The sequence below is a fragment of the Brevibacterium sp. 91QC2O2 genome, assembly GCF_024580695.1.
Taxonomy (GTDB): domain Bacteria; phylum Actinomycetota; class Actinomycetes; order Actinomycetales; family Brevibacteriaceae; genus Brevibacterium; species Brevibacterium moorei.
The window spans coordinates 189,842-209,287 of sequence record NZ_JANIJY010000002.1 but is presented as its reverse complement, the minus strand read 5'-3'; the positions used below and the strand labels follow the sequence as shown (position 1 = coordinate 209,287).

The window sequence follows — 19,446 nt, the reverse complement described above, 5'->3', positions numbered from 1 at the left end:
GTGACGGTCAAGCAGGCCCATCTCAACCTGTTCATCCACGGTGTCGGCCACCACGCGGCCGCTTGGCGTGCACCGGATGCGCCAAGCGAACACCTCACCGATGTGGAGTACTACAAGGAACTGGCCAGGATCGCCGAACGCGGCAAACTGGACGCCGTGTTCTTCGCCGACGGACAGTCCCTCAGCGGGGACGCAGTGCAGGACGGGCCCGGTTGGGCCCTCGAACCCCTCACTCTGCTGGCCGCCATGAGCCAGGCGACGGATCGTATCGGACTGGTCAGTACTGTGTCGGCCACGTTCTACACGCCGTACCATGCGGCGCGGATGTTGGCCGGTCTGGACCATATTTCAGGAGGGCGCATCGGCTGGAACGTGGTGACCTCGATGTTCGATGCAGAAGCGCAGAACCACGGCATGCCGCACCTGCCGGATCATGCCACCCGTTACGCCAGGGCCGAAGAGTTCGTCGACGTCGTGTTGCGGCTGTTCGATTCCTGGCCGGCCGACTCCATCGTCGTCGAACGGGGAGAGGGGATTGGGGCTTCTGGAGTCCACCCCGGCCGGTATGTCGATGCCGCCATGCTCACCGAGCTCAACCACAGCGGTCGGAATTTCGCGGTGCGGGGCCCGCTCAACGTGCCGAGCCCTCCCCAGGGTCGGCCTGTGCTCTTCCAGGCCGGGGCCTCGGAACAGGGCCGCGACCTGGCCGCGCGCCGCGCGGAGGCAATATATGCGGTGGCCTACGACGCCGAGGCCGGACGTGCCTATCGTGGCGATGTGCGCCGTCGCATCGCCGCCGCCGGGCGCAATCCGGACGCAGTGGCGATTCTGCCCGGTTTGGTGACCTATGTGGGGTCGACCATGGAAGAGGCCCTGGCCAAACAGGCGGCACTCGACGGACTCCTCCCCGTGGAGAACTCGCTGCGGCAGCTCAGCGTGTTCATCGGACAGGACACCTCGGGATGGGACCTGGATGCACCCGTGCCGCCGCTGCCCCCGTTGGAGGAGTTCACGGGGCCCAAAGGCCGCTACGCCACGATTCTGCGCATCATCGCCACTCAACGGCCCACGGTGCGCCGGCTGCTGGGCCGGTTGGCGGCGGGTGGGGGCCATTGCACGATGGTGGGCACACCGGAGTCGATCGCCGACGAGATCGAGATGTGGCTCGATACCGGTGCCGCCGATGGGTTCAATCTGATGCCGCCCTCCCTGCCACAGGGTATCGAGGACTTCGTCGACCATGTCGTGCCCCAATTGCAGCGGCGCGGTAGATTCCGCACGGAATACGTGGGAAAGACCTTGAGAGCTCACCTGGGCCAGTCCTAAGTCGTCCCGCACGGCCCAGCGACATCCGTAACCTGTCCGTCGCAAATCTTCGCTAGACTTGGCAGCAGCCGTCATGACGCGCTCTGGGAGAGCCGCTGGACGAATCGGACCGATGATCGGACCAGTGGCGCCGTAGGTGCAATTCCCTCCCCGGGAAACTCTCAGGCCCAGTACCAGTGCGCGCAGGCAACTCTGGAGCGCACGCGCGCCCGCCTCGGACCCCTGGCCCGAGCAGCGCAAGCCGAGTGACAGAGCGGGGAGGACTGACCTGATCCAGCCGATCGAAGGAAGTTCATGACGGCCTCCACCACTCCGTCCTCCAGTACAGCGACGAACTCCGGGGCCCCGGGCACGTTCGCACACACCTCCGCGGCCTCGGGCGATGCCCCGCGGCCCTTCTCCGACCGCCACATCGGCCCGCGCGCAGCGGATGCAGCCGCGATGCTGGGCGCGCTGGGCTATGACTCCCTGGACTCCCTGGCCGCCGCGGCGATCCCCGACTCCATCGCCCAGGCCGAAGCCAACTCCCTGCCCGGTGCCCTGCGCGAAGAGGAAGTGCTGGCCGAACTGCGCGAACTGGCCGACCAGAACGTCACCCGCGTGCAGATGATCGGCCAGGGCTACTCCGATACGATCACGCCGGCGGTGATCCGCCGCAATGTGGTGGAGAACCCCGCTTGGTACACCGCCTACACCCCCTACCAGCCGGAGATCAGCCAGGGCCGCCTGGAGGCCCTGCTGAACTTCCAGCAGATGGTCGAGGACTTGACCGGCCTGGACATCGCCAACGCCTCCCTGCTCGACGAGGCGACCGCCGTGGCCGAGGCCGTGCTGCTGATGCGCCGCGCAACCCGCAAGGGCTCCGAGGTCGTGCTCGACAGCGAACTCCACCCGCAGATCATCGCGGTGGTCAACTCGCGCGCCCGCGCGATGGACTTCCGGGTCCGCGTCGAGGACCTGAGCCAGGGCCTCGTGGGCGAGGACGTGTTCGGCATCGTGTGCGCCCAGCCGGGGACCTCGGGTGCGGTGCGCACCTTCGAGGCCGCCGTGGCCGGCGCCAAGGAGCGCGGCGCGCTGGTCGCCTTCGCCGCGGACCTGCTGGCCCTGACTCTGCTGGAGACCCCCGCAGCACAGGGCGCCGATATCGCGGTGGGCTCCGCCCAGCGCTTCGGCGTGCCGCTGTTCTTCGGCGGTCCCCACGCCGGCTTCATGGCCGTGACCGAGAAGCTCAAGCGTCAGCTGCCCGGCCGCCTGGTGGGCGTGTCCAAGGACGTCGACGGCAAGCCGGCCTACCGCCTGGCCCTGCAGACCCGCGAACAGCACATCCGCCGGCAGAAGGCCACCAGCAACATCTGCACCGCCCAGGCCCTGCTGGCCAATGTCGCCAGCTTCTACGCCGTCTACCACGGTCCGGCCGGGCTGACCCGGATCGCCTCCCGGATCCACCGCCTGGCCCACGCCTTCGCCCGCCGCGTGGCCGAAGCCGCGGACCTCACCGTGTCCACACCGGAGTTCTTCGACACCCTCACCCTGGCCGTGCCCGATGCACACGCCTCGGTGGTGGCCGCCGATGCGGTGGGCATCAACATCCGCCTGATCGACGCCACCCACGTGGGCGTGTCCTTCGGCGAACCGCACACGGTCGCAGACGCCAACGCCCTGCTGGGTGCCCTGGGCGCCCCCAGTCAGATCGATCCCGAGGCCTTCGAGCGCGCGGGCCACGGCAGCTACGGCCCGGCCGGCGCGAACGTCGCCGAACCCCAGCTGCCGGCCGAGTTGATCCGCCACAGCGACTTCCTGAGCCACCCCGTGTTCAACACGCACGGCTCGGAAACCCTGCTGATGCGCTACCTGCGCACCCTGGCCGACCGCGACCTGGCGCTGGACCGCACCATGATCCCGCTGGGCTCGTGCACCATGAAGCTCAACGCGGCCGCGGAGATGGAGGCCATCACCTGGCCCGAATTCGCCTCGATCCACCCCTTCGCCCCGCTCGAGCAGTCGCGCGGCTGGCGCGAACTGCTGGCACGGACCGAACGGATGCTGGCCCAGGTCACCGGTTACGACCGGGTGTCCCTGCAGCCCAACGCCGGTTCCCAGGGTGAACTGGCGGGCCTGCTGGCGATCCGCGGCTACCATGTGGCCAATGGCCAGGAGCAGCGCCGCGTGGTGCTGGTCCCGGCCTCGGCCCACGGCACGAACGCCGCCTCCGCAGTGCTCGCCGGCCTGGAGGTCGTGGTCGTGGCGACCGCCGACGACGGCTCGATCGACCTGGCCGATCTGGACGCGAAGATCACCGCGCACGCGGACGTGCTGGCCGGCATCATGATCACCTACCCCTCGACCCACGGCGTCTACGAATCCGCCGTGACCGAGGTCTGCGCCAAGGTCCACGCGGCCGGCGGGCAGGTCTACATCGACGGCGCCAACCTCAACGCCCTGCTGGGCCTGGCCCGGCCCGGCGAGTTCGGCGGCGACGTCAGCCACCTGAACCTGCACAAGACCTTCTGCATCCCGCACGGCGGCGGCGGCCCCGGCGTGGGCCCGGTGGCGGTGCGCGAACACCTCGAACCGTTCCTGCCGGGCGATCCGCGCGACGCCCGCCTGGTCTCCGGCGACCGCGCTGTCACCGGCCTGCCCGTGTCCGCGAGCCTCTACGGCTCCGCCGGGGTCGTGCCGATCAGCTACGCCTACTTGCGCCTGATGGGTTCGGCCGGCCTGGCCGAGGCCACGAAGTCCGCGCTGTTGGGCGCGAACTACCTGGCCCATGAGCTCGACGCCTCCTTCCCCGTGCTCTACACGGGCAATGCCGGCCTGGTCGCCCACGAGTGCATCCTGGACCTGCGGGAGCTGACCGCGGCGACGGGCGTGAGCGCCGAGGACGTCGCCAAGCGGCTGGTCGACTTCGGCTTCCACGCCCCGACCCTGGCCTTCCCCGTGCCCGGCACCCTCATGGTCGAACCGACCGAATCGGAGGACAAGGGCGAACTGGACCGCTTCATCACCGCGATGCGCGCCATCCGTGCGGAGATCGACGCGATCGGGGACGCTTATTCCTATGAGGAATCGCCCCTGCACGCGGCCCCGCACACGGCGACCTGCGTGATGGACGACTGGACGGGCGCATATTCGCGCAAGCAGGCGGTGTTCCCCGTGCCCGGCCTGGAACTGACGAAGTACTTCCCGCCGGTGCGCCGCATCGACGGGGCCTACGGCGACCGCAACCTGGTGTGCTCCTGCCCGCCGCCGGAGGCCTTCGCGGTCGACCTGCCGGAAACCGCCTCGGCCACGGAAACCGCAACGGAGGGGAAGGCATGAGCCAGACCGCCCTGTACAACGTCCACAAGCAGCTGGGCGCTGCGTTCACCGACTTCGGCGGTTGGGACATGCCGCTGAAATACGGTTCGGAACTGGCCGAGCACCGCGCGGTGCGCCAGACGGCCGGACTGTTCGATCTGAGCCATATGGGTGAGGTCCGGGTGTCCGGCCCGGATGCCGCTGCCTATCTGGACTACGCCCTGCTGGCCCGCTACACCCCGATGGAGGTGGGCCGGGCCAAGTACGGCGTGATCCTGGACGCCGCCGGTCACACGATCGACGACCTCATCACCTACCGGCTGGCCGATGACGAATTCCTCGTCGTGCCCAATGCCGCGAACACCGCCGTGGTCTTCGCCGCCATGAGCGAACGCACCGGCGACTTCGAGGTGACGGTGGTCGACGAATCGGCCCAGACCTCGCTCGTTGCGGTGCAGGGGCCCGCCGCCGAGGCGATCCTGCTGGCCACGCAGGGTGAGGACACTGCGGCTGCCGAGGACGCTGCGATCGCCGTAGCCCGCGCGGCGATCACGGAGCTGCGCTACTATGCGTGGACCCGGGTGGAGATCCTGGGCGTGTCCGTGCTGCTGGCGCGCACCGGCTACACCGGTGAGGACGGCTTCGAGCTGTTCGTCGACAATGCGCACGCGGTGCTGCTGTGGAACTACCTGGAGAACGTGGGCGAGGACAAAGGGTTGGTCCCGTGCGGCCTGGCCAGCCGCGACTCCCTGCGCCTGGAGGCCGGGATGCCGCTGTTCGGCCACGAGATGGACTCCACCACCAGCCCCTTCGACGCGGGCCTGGGCGGAATGGTCCGCGGAGCGCTGAAACACAAGGGCGAGTTCTTCGCCCGCGCGGCACTCGAGGCGATGGGCGAACCGACGCGCGTGCTGGTGGGACTGAGCTCCGAGCAGCGCCGCGCCGCCCGTGCGGGAGCCACCGTGCTCGATGCTGCCGGGGCCGCGATCGGCACGGTCACCTCGGGCCAGCCGAGCCCCACCCTGGGCCACCCCATCGCACTGGCCTATGTGGACACGGCGGTTGCTGCCCCCGGCACACAGCTGAGCGTGGACGTGCGCGGCAAGGGCCTGCCGTTCACGGTGGTCGAACTGCCCTTCTACCGGCGGCAGTCCTAGGGCCGCGGGCCCAAGGCGTCGTGCTTAAGGCGTCGGGCCCGCGCATGGCGCGAGCGTTCTAGAGTTTTCATACACACATATTCAAAGGAGCATCATCATGGCCGAACTTCCCCCGCTGCCGCAGGACTTCCAGTACTCGGCGGACCACGAATGGGTCAACACGACCGCATCCGAACTGGTCGGCACGACCGTGCGCGTGGGCATCACCGCGGTTGCCGCCGACGCCCTCGGCGAGGTCGTCTTCGTCGAGCCCCCGGCCGTCGGTGATAGCATCACCGCAGGTCAGGCCTGTGGCGAGGTCGAATCGACGAAGTCGGTATCCGATATCGTGGCGCCCGTGTCCGGTACCGTGACCGCGGTCAACGAGGCCGCCACCGCGGACTCGAGCCTGCTGAACTCGGACCCCTACGGCGCCGGCTGGCTGTTCGAGGTCGAGGTCACCGCAGCGGGCGAGCTGCTGGACGCCGCCGCCTACGCCGCGGCCAACCACATCTGAGGAAACACCCCCTGACGATGAGCAGGCGATTCGGTCTGAGAAAAGTGCCTGCGAGCCGACCGAACCGCCTGCTCAGCGTGGGGATAGGAGAAGGGTAGTCATGGTCAGCGTCTTCGAACTGTTCACGGTGGGCATCGGCCCGTCGTCATCGCACACCGTCGGCCCGATGCGCGCGGGCCTGCGCTTCACGCACCTGGTGGCCGAGGCCGTGGCCGGGGACTGGTCCCGCCTGGCCGGGTTGCGGGTGGACGTATTCGGTTCGCTGGCCGCCACGGGTTCCGGCCATGGCACCTTCGATGCAATCCTGCTGGGCCTGCAGGGCTGCGACCCGGAGACCACCCTGCCGAATGAGGTCGACGCCCGGAACTCGCGCCTGGCCCAGACCGGGATGCTGCCGTTTGCCGACCGCCTGATCGGTGCGGGGGAGTTCCCCGGCGAGGTCCGCTGTCTGCCGTTCACCGAGGCGGACATGGTCAAGCGCCCGCTGACCGTGCTGCCGCGACACACGAACGCGCTGGAACTCACGGCCTTCGACCGGGACGGCGCCCAGCTGGCCCACGACACCTACTACTCCGTGGGCGGCGGTTTCATCGTCGCGGCCTCGGATGAGGAAGGCGAGGCGGCCGACGGCGCCGCGCAGGCGTCCCAGGGGGCACCCTCCGGGGCGCCGGCTGCGGTGCATGCGTTCGCCTCGGGCGCTGATCTGCTGGAACTGGCCGGGCACACCGGCAAGCCGTTCTGGCGGCTGGTGCTGGACAATGAGCTGACCAGCCGGACCGAATCGCAGATCCGCGCCGGCGTGTTGCACATCTACGAGGTGATGGAACAGTGCGCGGCGAACTCGATCGACCGCTCCGGCTTCCTGCCCGGCGGGCTCAATGTGCGCAGGCGCGCGCACGACTGGTTCCTCAAGCTCAAGGAGATGGACCCCGAGCGCAAACCGGAGTTCTACCAGGAATGGGTGAACCTGGTGGCGCTGGCCGTCAACGAGGAGAACGCCTCGGGCGGGCGGGTCGTCACCGCGCCCACGAATGGCGCGGCCGGGATCATCCCCGCCGTCATGCACTACGCCCTGAACTATGTGCCCGGAGTCGTGGCCGAGGGGCAGCGGGGGCGGGAGCGCGCGATCGTCGAATTCCTGCTCACCGCCACCGCGATCGGCACGCTCTACAAGCGCAACGCCTCGATCTCCGGGGCCGAGGTCGGCTGCCAGGGCGAGGTCGGATCCGCGTCCTCGATGGCAGCGGCCGGCCTGGCGCAGGTCCTCGGCGGGACCCCCAAGCAGGTGGAGAACGCCGCCGAGATCGCGATGGAGCACAATCTGGGCCTGACCTGCGATCCGATCGCCGGACTGGTCCAGGTGCCGTGCATCGAACGCAATGCGATCGCCGCGGGCAAGGCGATCAACGCCGCGAAGATGGCGCTGTGGGGCGATGGCGAGCACCGCGTGAGCCTGGACGAGGTGATCCAGACGATGAAGTCCACGGGCGAGGACATGAGCCACAAGTACAAGGAGACCGCAATGGGCGGGCTCGCGGTCAATGTGGTGGAGTGCTGAAACACCCGGTGCACATCAGTTCGGCCCCCACCCTCAGTGCATCGTCATGCCGCCGGTGACGTTGATGCCCTGGCCCGTCATATAGGACGCCAGGTCCGACACCAGGAACAGCGCCACATTGGCCACGTCCTGCGGATCGGCGGTCCGTCCCAGCGGGACCTGGGAGTTGTCCTCGGCCTCGACCTCGGCCGCGGTCATCCCGCGCAGCGCTCCGCCCTCGACGCGCTCGCGGTGCTTCATCGGGGTCTCGACGATTCCCGGGCAGATCGCATTGACCAGGATTCCGTCGGCGGCCAATTCGATCGCCATGGTCTTCGTCAGCCCCAGCACCGCGTGCTTCGATGCGACATAGGCGCCCATCGCACGGTAGCCGTTCTTGCCGGCCTGGCTGGCCAGCAGCACGATCCGTCCGGGCAGGCCCGCATCCTTGAGCCGGCGCGCCACGCCCCTGGCCACCAGATAGGTGCCGGTCGAGTTCACCCGGTTGGTCTTCTCCCAGTTCGCCAGGGTGGAATCGACGACGAAGTCCATCGTCGACATGCCCGCGACGTTGACCAGGACGCTCACGGGTCCCAACCCGCGCCAGGCCGCATCGAGCAGGGCCTCGACCCCGGCCTCGTCCGAGACGTCCAGGCGCGCCTCGAACAGGCGGCCGCCGGTCGCAGCCGCCGTTCCGCCTGCCGCCGAGGCCGCGGCTCCCACCGCGACCTCTGTGGGTTCCGCGCTCGGATGGGCCAGATCGGCGCTGATGACCGTGGCGCCCTGGGCTAGCAGGGTGTCGCGCACGGCGGCGCCGATGCCCTGGGCGCCGCCGGTGACGAGGGCGACCCGGCCGCGCAGTTCTGGGAAGCGGGGGAGTGGACTGCGTGCGGAAACCGTGCTCACGCGAGTACGGAACGGTCGAAGGCGTCGATGCTGATGCCCTGCTCCAGCACAGTCTTCGACCATTCCTGTGCGGAGAACAGGCTGTGGTCGCGGTAGTTGCCGCAGGTCTCGATCGTGGTGCCGGGCACATCGTCCCAGGTGATGGAGTGCGCGATCTGGTCCAGCGCGTCCTTCAGGGCCGCGGCGACCTCGGCGGCGGTGGGCTCACCCCAGACGATCAGGTGGAAGCCGGTGCGGCAGCCGAACGGCGAGCAGTCCACGATCCCGGGCAGGCGGTCGCGCAGCAGCCCGGCCAGCAGATGCTCGATCGTGTGCAGGCCGCCGGTGGGAATGGCCGTCTCGTTCGGCTGGGTCAGGCGCAGATCGAAGTTCGACAGCGCATCTCCGCCGGGGCCGTGCTCTACGGCGATCCGGCGCACATACGGCGCCTTGACGATGGTGTGGTCCAGTTCGAAGCTCTCGATCGTCGATTCGATCTTCTCGCCCATGGTTCCTCCTTGAGATGCGTGGTGTTTTGTTTTCGCTGCTCACAGGCTAGGCCCGAACCCGGCCGCGGCACCGTGGGCCTGTCATATGACACTGTGTGGAGCCACAGTCGACATTGTGGAGCCACTCTCGACACAGTGGAGCCACCGCCCGTTATTGTGACGTGGAGCATATTAGAGTGGTGCCATGAGCGAGCACACCGACTTCACCGATCCCACCGAGCTGGCCTATGCCTCTGCCACGGAATTGTTGACCGCTTTCCGTGCCGGAACCACCACCCCCACCGCGGTGCTCGAGGCGCAACTGGCGCGCATCGACGCATACGACGGGGCAGGCGGCACCCCCGACGGCGGTACCGACGGGCTGGGCGCGATCGTCGACCGCTACGACGACGAGGCCCGCGAACTGGCCGCTGCCGCCACGGAACGCTACCGCGCCGGCACCGCCAGGGCACTCGAGGGGATCACCGTGGCGGTCAAGGAGAAGCACGCGATGGCCGGGCGCCATATGACCGAGGGCTCGCTGGCCTGGGATGGCACCGTGCCGGACTTCGACCATCCCGTCGTCGAGCGGCTGCGCGCGGCCGGGGCGATCCTGCACGCGCGCACCGCCACCCCGGAGTTCTCCATCACCGGCTACACCCAGTCCCTGGCCTGGGGAGTGACCCGCAACCCCTGGAACCCGGATTTCTCACCTGGCGGTTCCTCCGGCGGGTCCGGTGCGGCCCTGGCCGCCGGGATGACGACCCTGGCAACGGCCTCGGACATCGGCGGTTCGACCCGCGGGCCCGCGAGCTACTGTGGACTGCTGGGTTATAAGGCGCCCTATGGCCGGGTGCCCGGTGCCGCACCCAACAGCCTCGACTACTACCGTGGCGACGGCCTACTGGCGCGCAGTGTGGAAGACGCATGCGTGGGCTTCAACCTGATCTCCGGGCAGCACTGGCGCGACCAGACCTCGCTGCCGGACGTCACGATCCGCGCTGATGAACCGGTGGCCGGGATGCGCATCGCCTACAGCGAGGACCTGGGCGGTTTCGCGGTGGACGCCGAGGTCAGGGCCAACACCCGCGCCCTGCTCGAGGCCCTGTCCGACGCCGGGGCCGAGGTCGAGCAGGTCGCCTTCCCCGACCTGCGGCGCGAGTTCGCGACCGCACTCATGGTGCACTTCGGGCAGTTGAATTCCCAGCTGGTCACGCGCACCACCGCCGGCCGCGAGGACGAACTGACCGATTACGGCCGTGACACCGTGGCGCTGGGCCGGCGGGTCGCCGCGGAGCACACGATGTACGACGCGGTGCAGGCCGAATGGGCGATTCAGCAGGCCCTGGCGCGGATCATGAAGGGCTTCGACGCGCTGGTGTGCCCGACCTCGGCGACGGTCGGACAGCCGGCGGGAGTCGACGTCAATGCGACGGGGATCGAGGTGGGCGGCCGGCAGGTCAGCGGGATCGAGGCCCTGCTGACCGCCCAGCTCAATGTCAACAACCGCTGTCCGGTGATGAGTGTGCCCAGTGGGTTCGCCTCCAACGGGGTGCCGACGGGTGCGCAGATCGTGGGCAGGCCCTATGCCGATGACACGGTGTTCTCCCTGGCGGCCGCCGTCGAATCGCTGGGCTATGTGCCCTTCACCCGCGGGGTGCGCCCGGAGCTGTAGGGCCCGGGCGCGACCCGCGGGCGTTGAGCCTCCCCGCGCGGTACAGGATCAGTATCCGCTCAGTACACGACGACCGGTTTGATCGTCGTGCCCGATTCGGAATCCGCGAAGGCCTGGTTGATGTCTTCGAAGGCGTAGGTCTTGACCAACTTGTCGAAGGGGAAGAGCCCCTTCTCATACATCGAGACCAGTTTCGGGATGTACTCGCGCGGCACTGCATCGCCCTCGACGACCATGGACACGTTGATCCCGCTGGTCAGCAGGGTGCCGATGTCGAAGGGCGCCTCGGTGCCCAGTTTGGCAGCACCCACCAGTGCCCCGTGCCCGCGCAGGGCCAGGGACTTCGTCATCTGGGAGAACACGGGCGGAACGCCGGTCGTGTCCAGGGCGTACTGGACGCCCTTGCCACCGGTGATCTCCCGGATCGCCTCGACGGGGTCGACCTCCTTGGAGTTCACCACATGGGTCGCGCCCAGCTCCTTGGCGAACTCCAGGCGGCTGGGGACGATGTCGACCATGATGATGGTCGTGGCGCCCGCGGCCACCGCGCCCATCATCCCGGACAGACCCACCGCGCCGGTGCCGAAGATGGCGATCGACTCACCGGGGCCGGGCTTGAGGACGTTGAGGACCGCACCGGAGCCGGTCATGATGCCGCAGCCCAGGGGCCCGAGCTTCTCCAGCGGGGCGTCGTCGTCGACCTTGACCGCATTGCGGGCGCGGACATTGGTGCGGGTTGCGAACGAGGACTGCCCGAAGAAGTTCGAGGACACGGGTTCGCCTGCGGAATCGGTGAACATCTTCGAGCCGTCGGTCCTGGCCCCGCCGAAGTTCAGGTTGTAGAAGTCGACACAGTACTGCGGGTGGCCGGCGATGCAGTTCTCGCAGACGCCGCAGGATGCCGGGGCCAGCACCACCTTGTCGCCGACGGCCAGATCGACGACATCTGTGCCCACGGCCTCGACGACGCCCGAGCCCTCGTGGCCGAGCACCGCCGGCAGCGGGGTCGGGTACCACTGGTCGCGGACGATCGCGTCGGTGTGGCAGACGCCGCTGGCGACCAGGCGGACGGTGACCTCGTCGGGACGTGGGGTGTCGAGCTCCAGTTCGCGGATTTCCAGATCGGTCTTCGGTGCGGTGGCAACCGCTGCGTTCACCTTCATCGTGAACTCCTTCCGGGTAGATTCCGGAGCGCGCAGGATTAGCGCGGGTCCACCTTCCAACCTAACGCAGAACGCGGGTCCCGGCCGGGGTCACCCGCGACTTCCTGTGCTCAGGACCCCGCCGCCTCCGCGGTGTCGTCCCCGGTGTCGTCCCCTGGTTCGTCTGCGGGGGCCTCGGCTTCGATCTCGTTGAGGTAGTTGTAGATCGTGAAGCGGCTGACGTCCAGTGCCGAGGCGACCATCTCCACCCCGTCGCGCAGCAGGAACATGCCGCGGGACTTCAGGATCCGCACGGCCTCGACCTTGTGGGCCTTGCGCATCAGGTGCACGGGCACGCCCACCCGGGCGATCGCCCGCGAGAGCAGCAGGTCGGCCAGTTCGTTGACATCGCGGACGAACACCTCGGGGTCCGCGGGCGCCGGGGCGCCGGTCTCCTGTTCCCGGGTTTCCGCCCCGGCCGCCGGATCCCCGGGTGTCGCCGGGGCCGAGGCGGCAGCAGCCTCCGCGGTCGGGCGCAGGACCGCACCCGGCCCGGATTCGGGAACCGGCGCGTCGCCCCGCCCGGCGGGGGCCTCGGCGTCGGTGGTTCCCGTTTCAGAGGGCTCGTCCCCGGCCGTCTCCTGGCCCAGCATGCTCGCGGCGATGCGGGAGACCTGATTCCAGACGCTGGTATCGGAGTTGATGCACAGGGCCGCCACGGGGTTGCCCGCCACATCGTTGATCACCATGGTCGAGGACTTCAGCCTGCGCCCGTCGGGTAGCTGGGTCTCATAGCCGACCACCGTCTCCAATTGATGGGTGGCACTGCGGTGCAACAACAGGTCCGTGGCCGGGTCGCCGATCCTGCGATGGGTGACGTCGCCGTAGACGGCCACGATCGAATTGGGCAGCAGGCTCAGATCGTGCAGCACCACCTCGCTGGTGGCCGGCAGCGAACGGCCCAGGGGCTCGACCAGCTGTTTGAACACGACGATGAGGCGCTCACCGTCGATGGTGCGCGTGAACGGCGTCTCCTGGGGCGTCTCCTGGTTCGTTGCGCCTGGTGTCGGATCAGCGGCGATGGGAGTTGTCACACGCGCCTCCTTGGGATTCGGGTGTCGATGGTCGGGGTAGTGCCCGTCTGCATGGTTCTGGCGGCAACTCTACTCAAGACATCAAGGAGTTCAACAGGGTGTTGCATCTACTGGTGATGATTTGTAGGATCGCTATAGCCTCATTATGTCTCAGGTCACACGACAGGTGATGTTGTGCCCGCTGGAACACCTGATGAGACATGCGTGACAGTGATATATCGAGTGCTTAGTATGGCATGAACCTCCACCACGATTTCCGTGACGACACCGCGACGCCACCATGAGCAGACGAAGAGATTGAGACGATGACGACCCAACAGGCCACGCCCGTGAAACCCCGCAGTGCCCTGGCCCGCAATACGACCTTCCTGGCCCTGGGCCAGCTGTTCTCCGGAGTGGGCATCGCCTCGGGCATCGCGGTGGGCGGCCTGCTGGCCGAAGAACTTACCGGCTCGACCGAGTTCGCCGGCCTGTCGCAGACCGCCTCGATCCTGGGCGCTGCGATCGCGGCCATCCCGCTGGCCAATCTGGCGCGCAAGTACACGCGGCGCAGGGCACTGACCACCGGGTTCTCGCTGGCCGCAGTCGGCGCGCTCATCATCCTGGCCTCGACCACCCTGAACTTCGCGCCCGGCTACTTCATGGGCATGCTGTTCATCGGCGTGGCCACCGCGACCGGCCTGCAATCGCGCTACGCCGCCACCGACGACGCCCCCGACCACATCAAGGGCCGGATGATGTCCTTCGTGGTCTGGGCGACGACGATCGGGTCCGTGGCGGGGCCCAACCTGACCGAACCGGGTGCCCACGTGGGCCGGGCCCTGGGTCTGCACCCGCTGGCCGGCCCCTTCGTCCTGTCGGTCTGCGCCTTCGCGATCGCGGCCTTCTTCGCCTCGCGCGTGAAGTCCGAGCCCGTGCCCGGTGCGGTGGGGGAGGGGCCTGCGGCCGGCTCCCCGGGCCGGGCTGAGGACGTCGCCGTGGCCGAGGCCCCCGCCCCCGGCGTGCGCCAGGTGCTCGGTATCGTGTGCCGCAACAAGGTGGCCCTGTTCGGGCTGGTCACGGTCGCCACGGCGCAGATGATGATGTCATCGGTGATGGTGATGACCCCGGTTCACATGGCCCACGACGGGATGGCGCTGCACTTTGTAGGGATCGTCATCAGCCTGCACATCCTGGGCATGTACGGACTGTCGCCGTTGTTCGGTTGGATGGCAGATAAGTGGGGCGGGCAGACCGTGGCGATCCTGGGCTACGCGATCTTCGCGATCGCCTTCGCCCTGGGCATCTACGATGCGATCGCTGGCTCCCAGATGCCGCGCATCTCCACGGCCCTGACTCTGCTGGGCGTGGGCTGGTCGGCCTGTTTCATCGGCGGTTCGATGGTGCTCAACGGTTCGGTCCCGGCTGCGGCCAGGGTACCGCTGCAGGGCCTGTCCGATTCGATTATGAACTTCGGTGCGGCCATCATGGCGGCGGCCTCCGGCAGCCTGCTGGAGCTGGGCGGATTCCAGCTGATCAACATCGTGGCGGCGTGTCTGCTGGTGCTCACCCTGCTGGCGGGTGCTCGGGCGAAGTTCGGCTTCGGATCGGCGGCGCACCGGGTCGCCTGATTCCGTGGGGGTTTCCGGACGAGTAGTGAGCCCCCAGGTGACCCGTCACCTCTACTTCAAGTAGATGTTGAATTGAGTGATTGAGCTCACCCTTACTCATTTTGAATACTCGTGGATTATATAAAAAATCCGTGTAACAACTTCACAAGGAACGCGAAAAATATCAACTGAGAGTTGAGGCTTCGTGCTAATCTGAGTCGCACATCACACTTGTGATGCACGTCTCCTAGAACTGCACGGAGGAATGCATGGGTATCCGCATGCGTCGCCTGGCCGCACTGACAGCCGGTCTCACGGCCCTGGTCCTGGGCCTGAGCGCCTGCGGTTCGGCGGGTTCGGACTCCGATGACCCCGATACGGTCACCTACGCGATCGACACGGACTTCCTGGGGCTGGACCCCAACACCACCCCGCAGGCGCAGGACGCACGGGCCGCCAGGCAGATCTATGACAATCTGCTGGCCAAGGACGACAAGGGGAAGATCGTCGGCTGGCTGGCCACCGAGTTCGCGCAGCTGGACGGCGGTAAACGGTTCACCTTCACTCTGCGCGACGGGGTGAAGTTCCACGACGGCACTGATCTGGACGCCCAGGCGGTCTGCGACAACTTCGATCGGATCACCGATCCCAAAGCCGGTTCCCGCTATGCGATCTCGCTCCTGGGCCCCTATGAGTCCTGCAAGACGCACGGCAAACTGAAGTTCGAGGTGGACTTCAAGCACGCCTATAGCCCGTTCTTCGAATACCTGACTTCGCCCTTCCTGTCGATCACCTCGCCGACGGCCGTGAAGAAGTACGGTGATCAGTTCAATTTCCATCCGGTGGGCAGCGGCCCCTTCATGTTCGACAGCTACACCGTGAAGAACCAGCTGGTCCTCAAGGCGAATCCGGATTACAACTGGGGCCCGCCCACCTCCGCGCACACGGGGCCGCCGAAGATCAAGAAGCTGATCTTCCAGATCATCACCGACCCTACGGTCCGCGTGGGCTCGTTGCGTTCCGGAGGTGTGGATGCGATCGGCAATATCCCGGAGACCGATGCCGGCACGCTGCAACAGGATCCATCACTGGAGTTCTTCGCGAAGGCCCAGTCCGGGGCGCCCTATCAGCTGCACCTGAATACCAAGCGCGACCTCTTCAAGGACGTGAAGGTCCGGCAGGCCTTCGTCAAGTCGGTCAACGTTCCCAGTATCAACAAGGCGCTGTACTTCGGCGTCTACGATACGGCGATCGAGGCGATCTCCCCGACCACCGGTGGATTCGATGATTCCCTGCAGGGAACCATCTCCTATGATCCGGAGGGCGCCAAGAAGCTGCTGGACGAGGCCGGCTGGAAGCCGGGGCCGGACGGGGTACGGGTCAAGGACGGCAAGCGCCTGACCATTCACACCAATGACGTCGCTCCCAACCGGGAGAAACGCCAGGATGTGGCCCAGTTCGTCTACAGCTATGCGAAAAAGGTGGGCTTCGAGGTCAAGAGCGGCATGATCCAGACCGCGGAGGCGCCGGCCTATGTGCAGGCGGGCAAGTACGACATCTACGGGCTGAGCCTGGTCAATGCCAGTGCCAATGTGCTCAGCACCCTGTACGGATCGGAGAACATCCCGACCGCGGAGAAGTACGCCATGAACATCTCCAAGGTCGACGACCTGGACGACAAGCTGCAGGCGGCACAGACTGAACCGGACGAGTCCAAGCGCACGGAGATCTACCGGGGAATTCTGAAGTACGCGCTCGACCGGGCATATGCGCTGCCGATCTATGTGCCCACGTACACGGTGGCGACCAAGGGGATCAAAGGCCTGACGTTCGATGCCGAGGCATATCCCAGCTTCTATGGGGTCGAACCCGCGGACGGAGATAACTGATCATGTTGATGCTCACCGTGCGCCGCCTGGTCGCGGCGATACCCACGCTCATCGGCGTCACCCTGGTGCTGTTCCTGGTCCTGCGCGTTCTGGCGGGCGATCCCGTCACCGTGCTGTTGGCCGGCGGTCAGTCGACCCCGGAGGTCGAAGCGGAGCTGCGGCAGCAGTTCGGCCTCGACAAACCCCTGTGGTTGCAATATCTGGTATTCGTCGGCGGGATCTTCAAGGGTGACCTCGGCCTGAGCTACGCCACCAGGTTGCCGGTGGCCGATCTGCTGCTCGGCCAGATTCTGCCCACCCTGGCGCTCGCCCTGTCGGCGGCAGTGGTCTCCGCCCTGATCGGCATCATCCTGGGTTCCCTGGCCGCGATGTTCAAGGGCTCGTGGGTGGACTCGGTCATCCGCGTCATCTCCCTGCTCAACACGTCTATGCCGTCCTTCTGGGTTGGACTGTTGCTCATCGTCGTGTTCGCCTTCGGCCTGGGGTGGTTCCCGGCCACGGGCTCCGATGGTTTCAACACCCTGGTGCTGCCGGCCATCGCACTGGGGCTGTCCGCAGCGGGCACCGTGGCCAGATTGGTCCGCAATTCCGTGGTGGACGTGCTGGGGGAGAACTTTGTGACCGCCCTGCACGCCAAGGGCCTGTCGATGGGCGCGATCGTCATCAAGCACGTGCTGCGCAACGCCATCATCCCCACCGTGACGATCGTGGGCCTGCAGCTGGGCAACCTGGTCGCCGGCGCGGTCATCGTGGAAGCGGTGTTCTCCCGGCAGGGCCTGGGCCAGATGTTGGTCCAGGGCGTGGCATCCAGTGACTTCCCCGTCATCCAGGCAGTGGTGCTCGTCATCGCCGTCATCTACATCCTGATCAACATCCTGGTCGACCTGTCCTATGCGGTCATCGACCCGCGGGTCAAGACCGCGACATCCAACTGAGGCACGAAGGAAAGGGATTACCGTGGCCATCTCAACGCCCACCGCACCCGTCGGGGTCTCCGCCGCCGGCCAGGGACACAAGCGGATCGGCAGGATCTCCGTCAACAAGATCTTCCTCGTCCTGTCCTATGCCTGGATCGTCCTGGTCGTCCTGGCCGCGTTGGTCCCCGGGTTGCTGACCCGCGGAAATCCGCTGGATCTGGACCCGGACAATGTCCTGTTGGCACCGGGGGCCGGTGGCCTACTGGGTACCGATCAGTATGGGCGCAGCGTGCTCACGCTGCTGATCTACGGTGCGCGCACCGCGATCATCATCGGCCTGGCGGCCACCGCCATCGGGCTGGTGATCGGTACGGTCATCGGCCTGGCAGCGGGCTATGTGGGTGGAGTCGTCGATATGGTCATCGGCCGCGTGCTGGATATCCTGATGTCCTTCCCGGGCGTGCTCATGGCCCTCATCATCACCGCTGCCCTGGGCGCGACCACCGGGAACCTGATCCTGGCGGTGGGGATCGCGGCGATCCCGCAGTTCGCCCGCGTGATGCGCGGACAGACGATCGCGGTGCGCTCGAAGCTCTACATCGAAGCGGCCAGGGCCTCGGGGTTCTCCAACCGGAGGATCATCTTCGGCCACGTCCTACCCAATGCCGTCGCCCCGATCGTGGTCCTGGCGACGGTGACCGTGGGCGTATCGATCGTGGCGGCGGCCTCGCTGTCCTTCCTGGGTCTGGGCCCGCGCTCCGACATCCCGGACTGGGGGCAACTGCTTGCGATGGGCCAGCCCTATCTGTCCGCTGCCTGGTGGATCAGCACCTTTTCCGGCGTGGCCCTGACGATCACCGTGATCGCGGTGAGTCTGATCGGCGACTCCGTCAGCGACGCAATGGAGAAAGGCTAAGACCATGAATGCACCTTCCGGCGCACCCGCATCCGCTCCGCTGCTCAAGTTGGACGATGTCCGCGTGACCCTGGACAACGGCGTCAAACGACTGCCGTTGATCCGCGAGGCCACCTTCCAGATCCGCCCGGGTGAGATCGTCTGCCTGGTGGGCGAATCCGGTTCCGGCAAGTCCGTCACCGCGCGGACCATCATGGGCCTGCTGCAACAGGACGATGACATCCGGGTCGACGGGTCGATCGTGTTCGACGGAGCGGAGATCGCAGCCGGCGGCAAGACCAGCGCAGGCCTGCGGGGGAGGGATATCGCGATGGTCTTCCAGGAACCGCTGAGTTCCCTGGACCCGGTCTTCACCATCGAGACCCAGCTGACCGAGGCCCTGCGCCGCCTGGGCCCGCGCAAGTCGAAGAGGGCCGATAGGGAGCAGCTGGTGGAACTGCTGGCCAAGGTTGGCATCCACGACGGCCCGCGCGTGCTGCGCAGCTATCCGCATCAACTGTCCGGCGGTATGTGCCAGCGCGTGATGATCGCCCAGGCGTTGGCCGCCAAACCGAAACTCCTCATCGCGGACGAACCGACTACCGCCCTGGACGTGACGATCCAGGCGCAGATCCTCAGCCTGATCGAGGAGCTGCGGGACGAGACGGACATGTCAGTGCTGCTGGTCACCCACGATATGGGCGTGGCCGCGGAACTGGCCGACCGAGTGGTCGTCATGTACGCCGGCCGCGTGGTCGAGGACGCGGCGCCGGCCGAGGTCTTCACGGCAGCCCACCACCCCTACACCTCGGGCCTGTTGTCGTGCATTCCGCCGCTGACCGGCGAGAAGCCGGAGCGGCTGCCGGCGATCGAGGGTTCGGTCCCCGATCCCTCGAACCTGCCGACGGGTTGCTCCTTCCACCCGCGCTGCCCGTTCGCCACGGACGAATGCGCGGCCGAGGTCCCCGAGCGCCGGCGGATGGGCTCCGGTTACGCTTCCTGCTTCAACCCGCTGAACCTGGAGCCGGCCGCGGCCGGTGCACGCTGAAAGGACCGACC

General features: G+C 67.4%; 15 protein-coding genes and 1 riboswitch. Of the genes, 11 read left to right on the top strand and 4 right to left on the bottom strand.

The window, feature by feature from the left end:
* From NQ036_RS03005 to NQ036_RS02985, 5 genes are all read left to right on the top strand, one after another.
* Positions 1-1,326, top strand: a complete 1,326-nt coding sequence (locus NQ036_RS03005) for an LLM class flavin-dependent oxidoreductase (RefSeq protein WP_257048357.1) — start codon at positions 1-3, stop codon at positions 1,324-1,326.
* Positions 1,327-1,400: 74 nt separating this feature from the next.
* A riboswitch (glycine riboswitch) is annotated at positions 1,401-1,512 on the top strand.
* Positions 1,513-1,620: 108 nt separating this feature from the next.
* Positions 1,621-4,644, top strand: coding sequence for an aminomethyl-transferring glycine dehydrogenase (gcvP, locus tag NQ036_RS03000; protein WP_257057048.1), 3,024 nt, complete (start codon positions 1,621-1,623; stop codon positions 4,642-4,644).
* Positions 4,641-5,780: a glycine cleavage system aminomethyltransferase GcvT gene (gcvT, locus tag NQ036_RS02995; protein WP_257057047.1), complete on the top strand. Its 1,140-nt coding sequence runs from the start codon at positions 4,641-4,643 to the stop codon at positions 5,778-5,780. The genes gcvP and gcvT overlap by 4 nt, the downstream gene beginning before the upstream one ends.
* Positions 5,781-5,877: 97 nt before the next feature.
* Entirely contained in the window at positions 5,878-6,276 is a 399-nt protein-coding gene (gene gcvH, locus NQ036_RS02990) for a glycine cleavage system protein GcvH (RefSeq protein ID WP_257048360.1), read from the top strand.
* A 100-nt stretch (positions 6,277-6,376) separates the two neighbouring features.
* Complete coding sequence (locus NQ036_RS02985; RefSeq protein ID WP_257057045.1) at positions 6,377-7,834, top strand: L-serine ammonia-lyase; 1,458 nt, start codon at positions 6,377-6,379, stop codon at positions 7,832-7,834.
* Between the two features lie 33 nt (positions 7,835-7,867).
* Here NQ036_RS02985 and NQ036_RS02980 read toward each other — a convergent pair whose 3' ends face one another.
* Positions 7,868-8,719 carry an SDR family NAD(P)-dependent oxidoreductase gene (locus NQ036_RS02980; protein WP_257057043.1) on the bottom strand — a complete coding sequence of 284 codons (852 nt, stop codon included), beginning with the start codon at positions 8,717-8,719 and terminating at the stop codon, positions 7,868-7,870.
* A complete protein-coding gene (locus NQ036_RS02975) occupies positions 8,716-9,207 on the bottom strand; it encodes an S-ribosylhomocysteine lyase (protein ID WP_257057042.1) in 492 nt (163 codons plus the stop codon). Before NQ036_RS02975 ends, NQ036_RS02980 begins: the two co-directional genes overlap by 4 nt.
* Before the next feature lie 184 nt (positions 9,208-9,391).
* Between NQ036_RS02975 and NQ036_RS02970 the strand changes: the two genes are divergently transcribed.
* Positions 9,392-10,861: an amidase gene (locus tag NQ036_RS02970; protein ID WP_257048366.1), complete on the top strand. Its 1,470-nt coding sequence runs from the start codon at positions 9,392-9,394 to the stop codon at positions 10,859-10,861.
* Between the two features lie 59 nt (positions 10,862-10,920).
* On the opposite strand, the gene NQ036_RS02965 is transcribed toward NQ036_RS02970, so the two are convergent.
* Both NQ036_RS02965 and NQ036_RS02960 read right to left on the bottom strand, forming a co-directional pair.
* The gene (locus tag NQ036_RS02965; RefSeq protein WP_257057041.1) at positions 10,921-12,024 is read right to left on the bottom strand and encodes an NAD(P)-dependent alcohol dehydrogenase; all 1,104 of its coding nucleotides are present in this window, start codon (positions 12,022-12,024) and stop codon (positions 10,921-10,923) included.
* A 110-nt stretch (positions 12,025-12,134) separates the two neighbouring features.
* The gene (locus NQ036_RS02960; RefSeq protein WP_257057040.1) at positions 12,135-13,097 is read right to left on the bottom strand and encodes a helix-turn-helix transcriptional regulator; all 963 of its coding nucleotides are present in this window, start codon (positions 13,095-13,097) and stop codon (positions 12,135-12,137) included.
* Between the two features lie 305 nt (positions 13,098-13,402).
* Between NQ036_RS02960 and NQ036_RS02955 the strand changes: the two genes are divergently transcribed.
* The 5 genes from NQ036_RS02955 (at position 13,403) to NQ036_RS02935 (ending at position 19,435) form a co-directional block, all read left to right on the top strand.
* Positions 13,403-14,707, top strand: coding sequence for an MFS transporter (locus NQ036_RS02955; RefSeq protein WP_257057039.1), 1,305 nt, complete (start codon positions 13,403-13,405; stop codon positions 14,705-14,707).
* Positions 14,708-14,955: 248 nt separating this feature from the next.
* Positions 14,956-16,575 carry an ABC transporter substrate-binding protein gene (locus NQ036_RS02950; RefSeq protein WP_257048370.1) on the top strand — a complete coding sequence of 540 codons (1,620 nt, stop codon included), beginning with the start codon at positions 14,956-14,958 and terminating at the stop codon, positions 16,573-16,575.
* A gap of 2 nt (positions 16,576-16,577) precedes the next feature.
* A complete protein-coding gene (locus NQ036_RS02945; RefSeq protein ID WP_257048371.1) occupies positions 16,578-17,510 on the top strand; it encodes an ABC transporter permease in 933 nt (310 codons plus the stop codon).
* Between the two features lie 22 nt (positions 17,511-17,532).
* Positions 17,533-18,408 carry an ABC transporter permease gene (locus NQ036_RS02940; RefSeq protein WP_257057038.1) on the top strand — a complete coding sequence of 292 codons (876 nt, stop codon included), beginning with the start codon at positions 17,533-17,535 and terminating at the stop codon, positions 18,406-18,408.
* 4 nt (positions 18,409-18,412) lie between these two features.
* The gene (locus NQ036_RS02935; RefSeq protein WP_257057037.1) at positions 18,413-19,435 is read left to right on the top strand and encodes an ABC transporter ATP-binding protein; all 1,023 of its coding nucleotides are present in this window, start codon (positions 18,413-18,415) and stop codon (positions 19,433-19,435) included.
* Positions 19,436-19,446: the final 11 nt, after the last annotated feature.

Bases quoted from the DNA above. Each gene is read 5' to 3' on its own strand.
- gcvP (WP_257057048.1), top strand. From the start codon at position 1,621: ATGACGGCCTCCACCACTCCGTCCTCCAGTACAGCGACGAACTCCGGG.
- gcvT (WP_257057047.1), top strand. From the start codon at position 4,641: ATGAGCCAGACCGCCCTGTACAACGTCCACAAGCAGCTGGGCGCTGCG.
- gcvH (WP_257048360.1), top strand. From the start codon at position 5,878: ATGGCCGAACTTCCCCCGCTGCCGCAGGACTTCCAGTACTCGGCGGAC.
- NQ036_RS02985 (WP_257057045.1), top strand. From the start codon at position 6,377: ATGGTCAGCGTCTTCGAACTGTTCACGGTGGGCATCGGCCCGTCGTCA.
- NQ036_RS02975 (WP_257057042.1), bottom strand. From the start codon at position 9,207: ATGGGCGAGAAGATCGAATCGACGATCGAGAGCTTCGAACTGGACCAC.
- NQ036_RS02970 (WP_257048366.1), top strand. From the start codon at position 9,392: ATGAGCGAGCACACCGACTTCACCGATCCCACCGAGCTGGCCTATGCC.
- NQ036_RS02965 (WP_257057041.1), bottom strand. From the start codon at position 12,024: ATGAAGGTGAACGCAGCGGTTGCCACCGCACCGAAGACCGATCTGGAA.
- NQ036_RS02955 (WP_257057039.1), top strand. From the start codon at position 13,403: ATGACGACCCAACAGGCCACGCCCGTGAAACCCCGCAGTGCCCTGGCC.
- NQ036_RS02950 (WP_257048370.1), top strand. From the start codon at position 14,956: ATGGGTATCCGCATGCGTCGCCTGGCCGCACTGACAGCCGGTCTCACG.
- NQ036_RS02945 (WP_257048371.1), top strand. From the start codon at position 16,578: ATGTTGATGCTCACCGTGCGCCGCCTGGTCGCGGCGATACCCACGCTC.
- NQ036_RS02935 (WP_257057037.1), top strand. From the start codon at position 18,413: ATGAATGCACCTTCCGGCGCACCCGCATCCGCTCCGCTGCTCAAGTTG.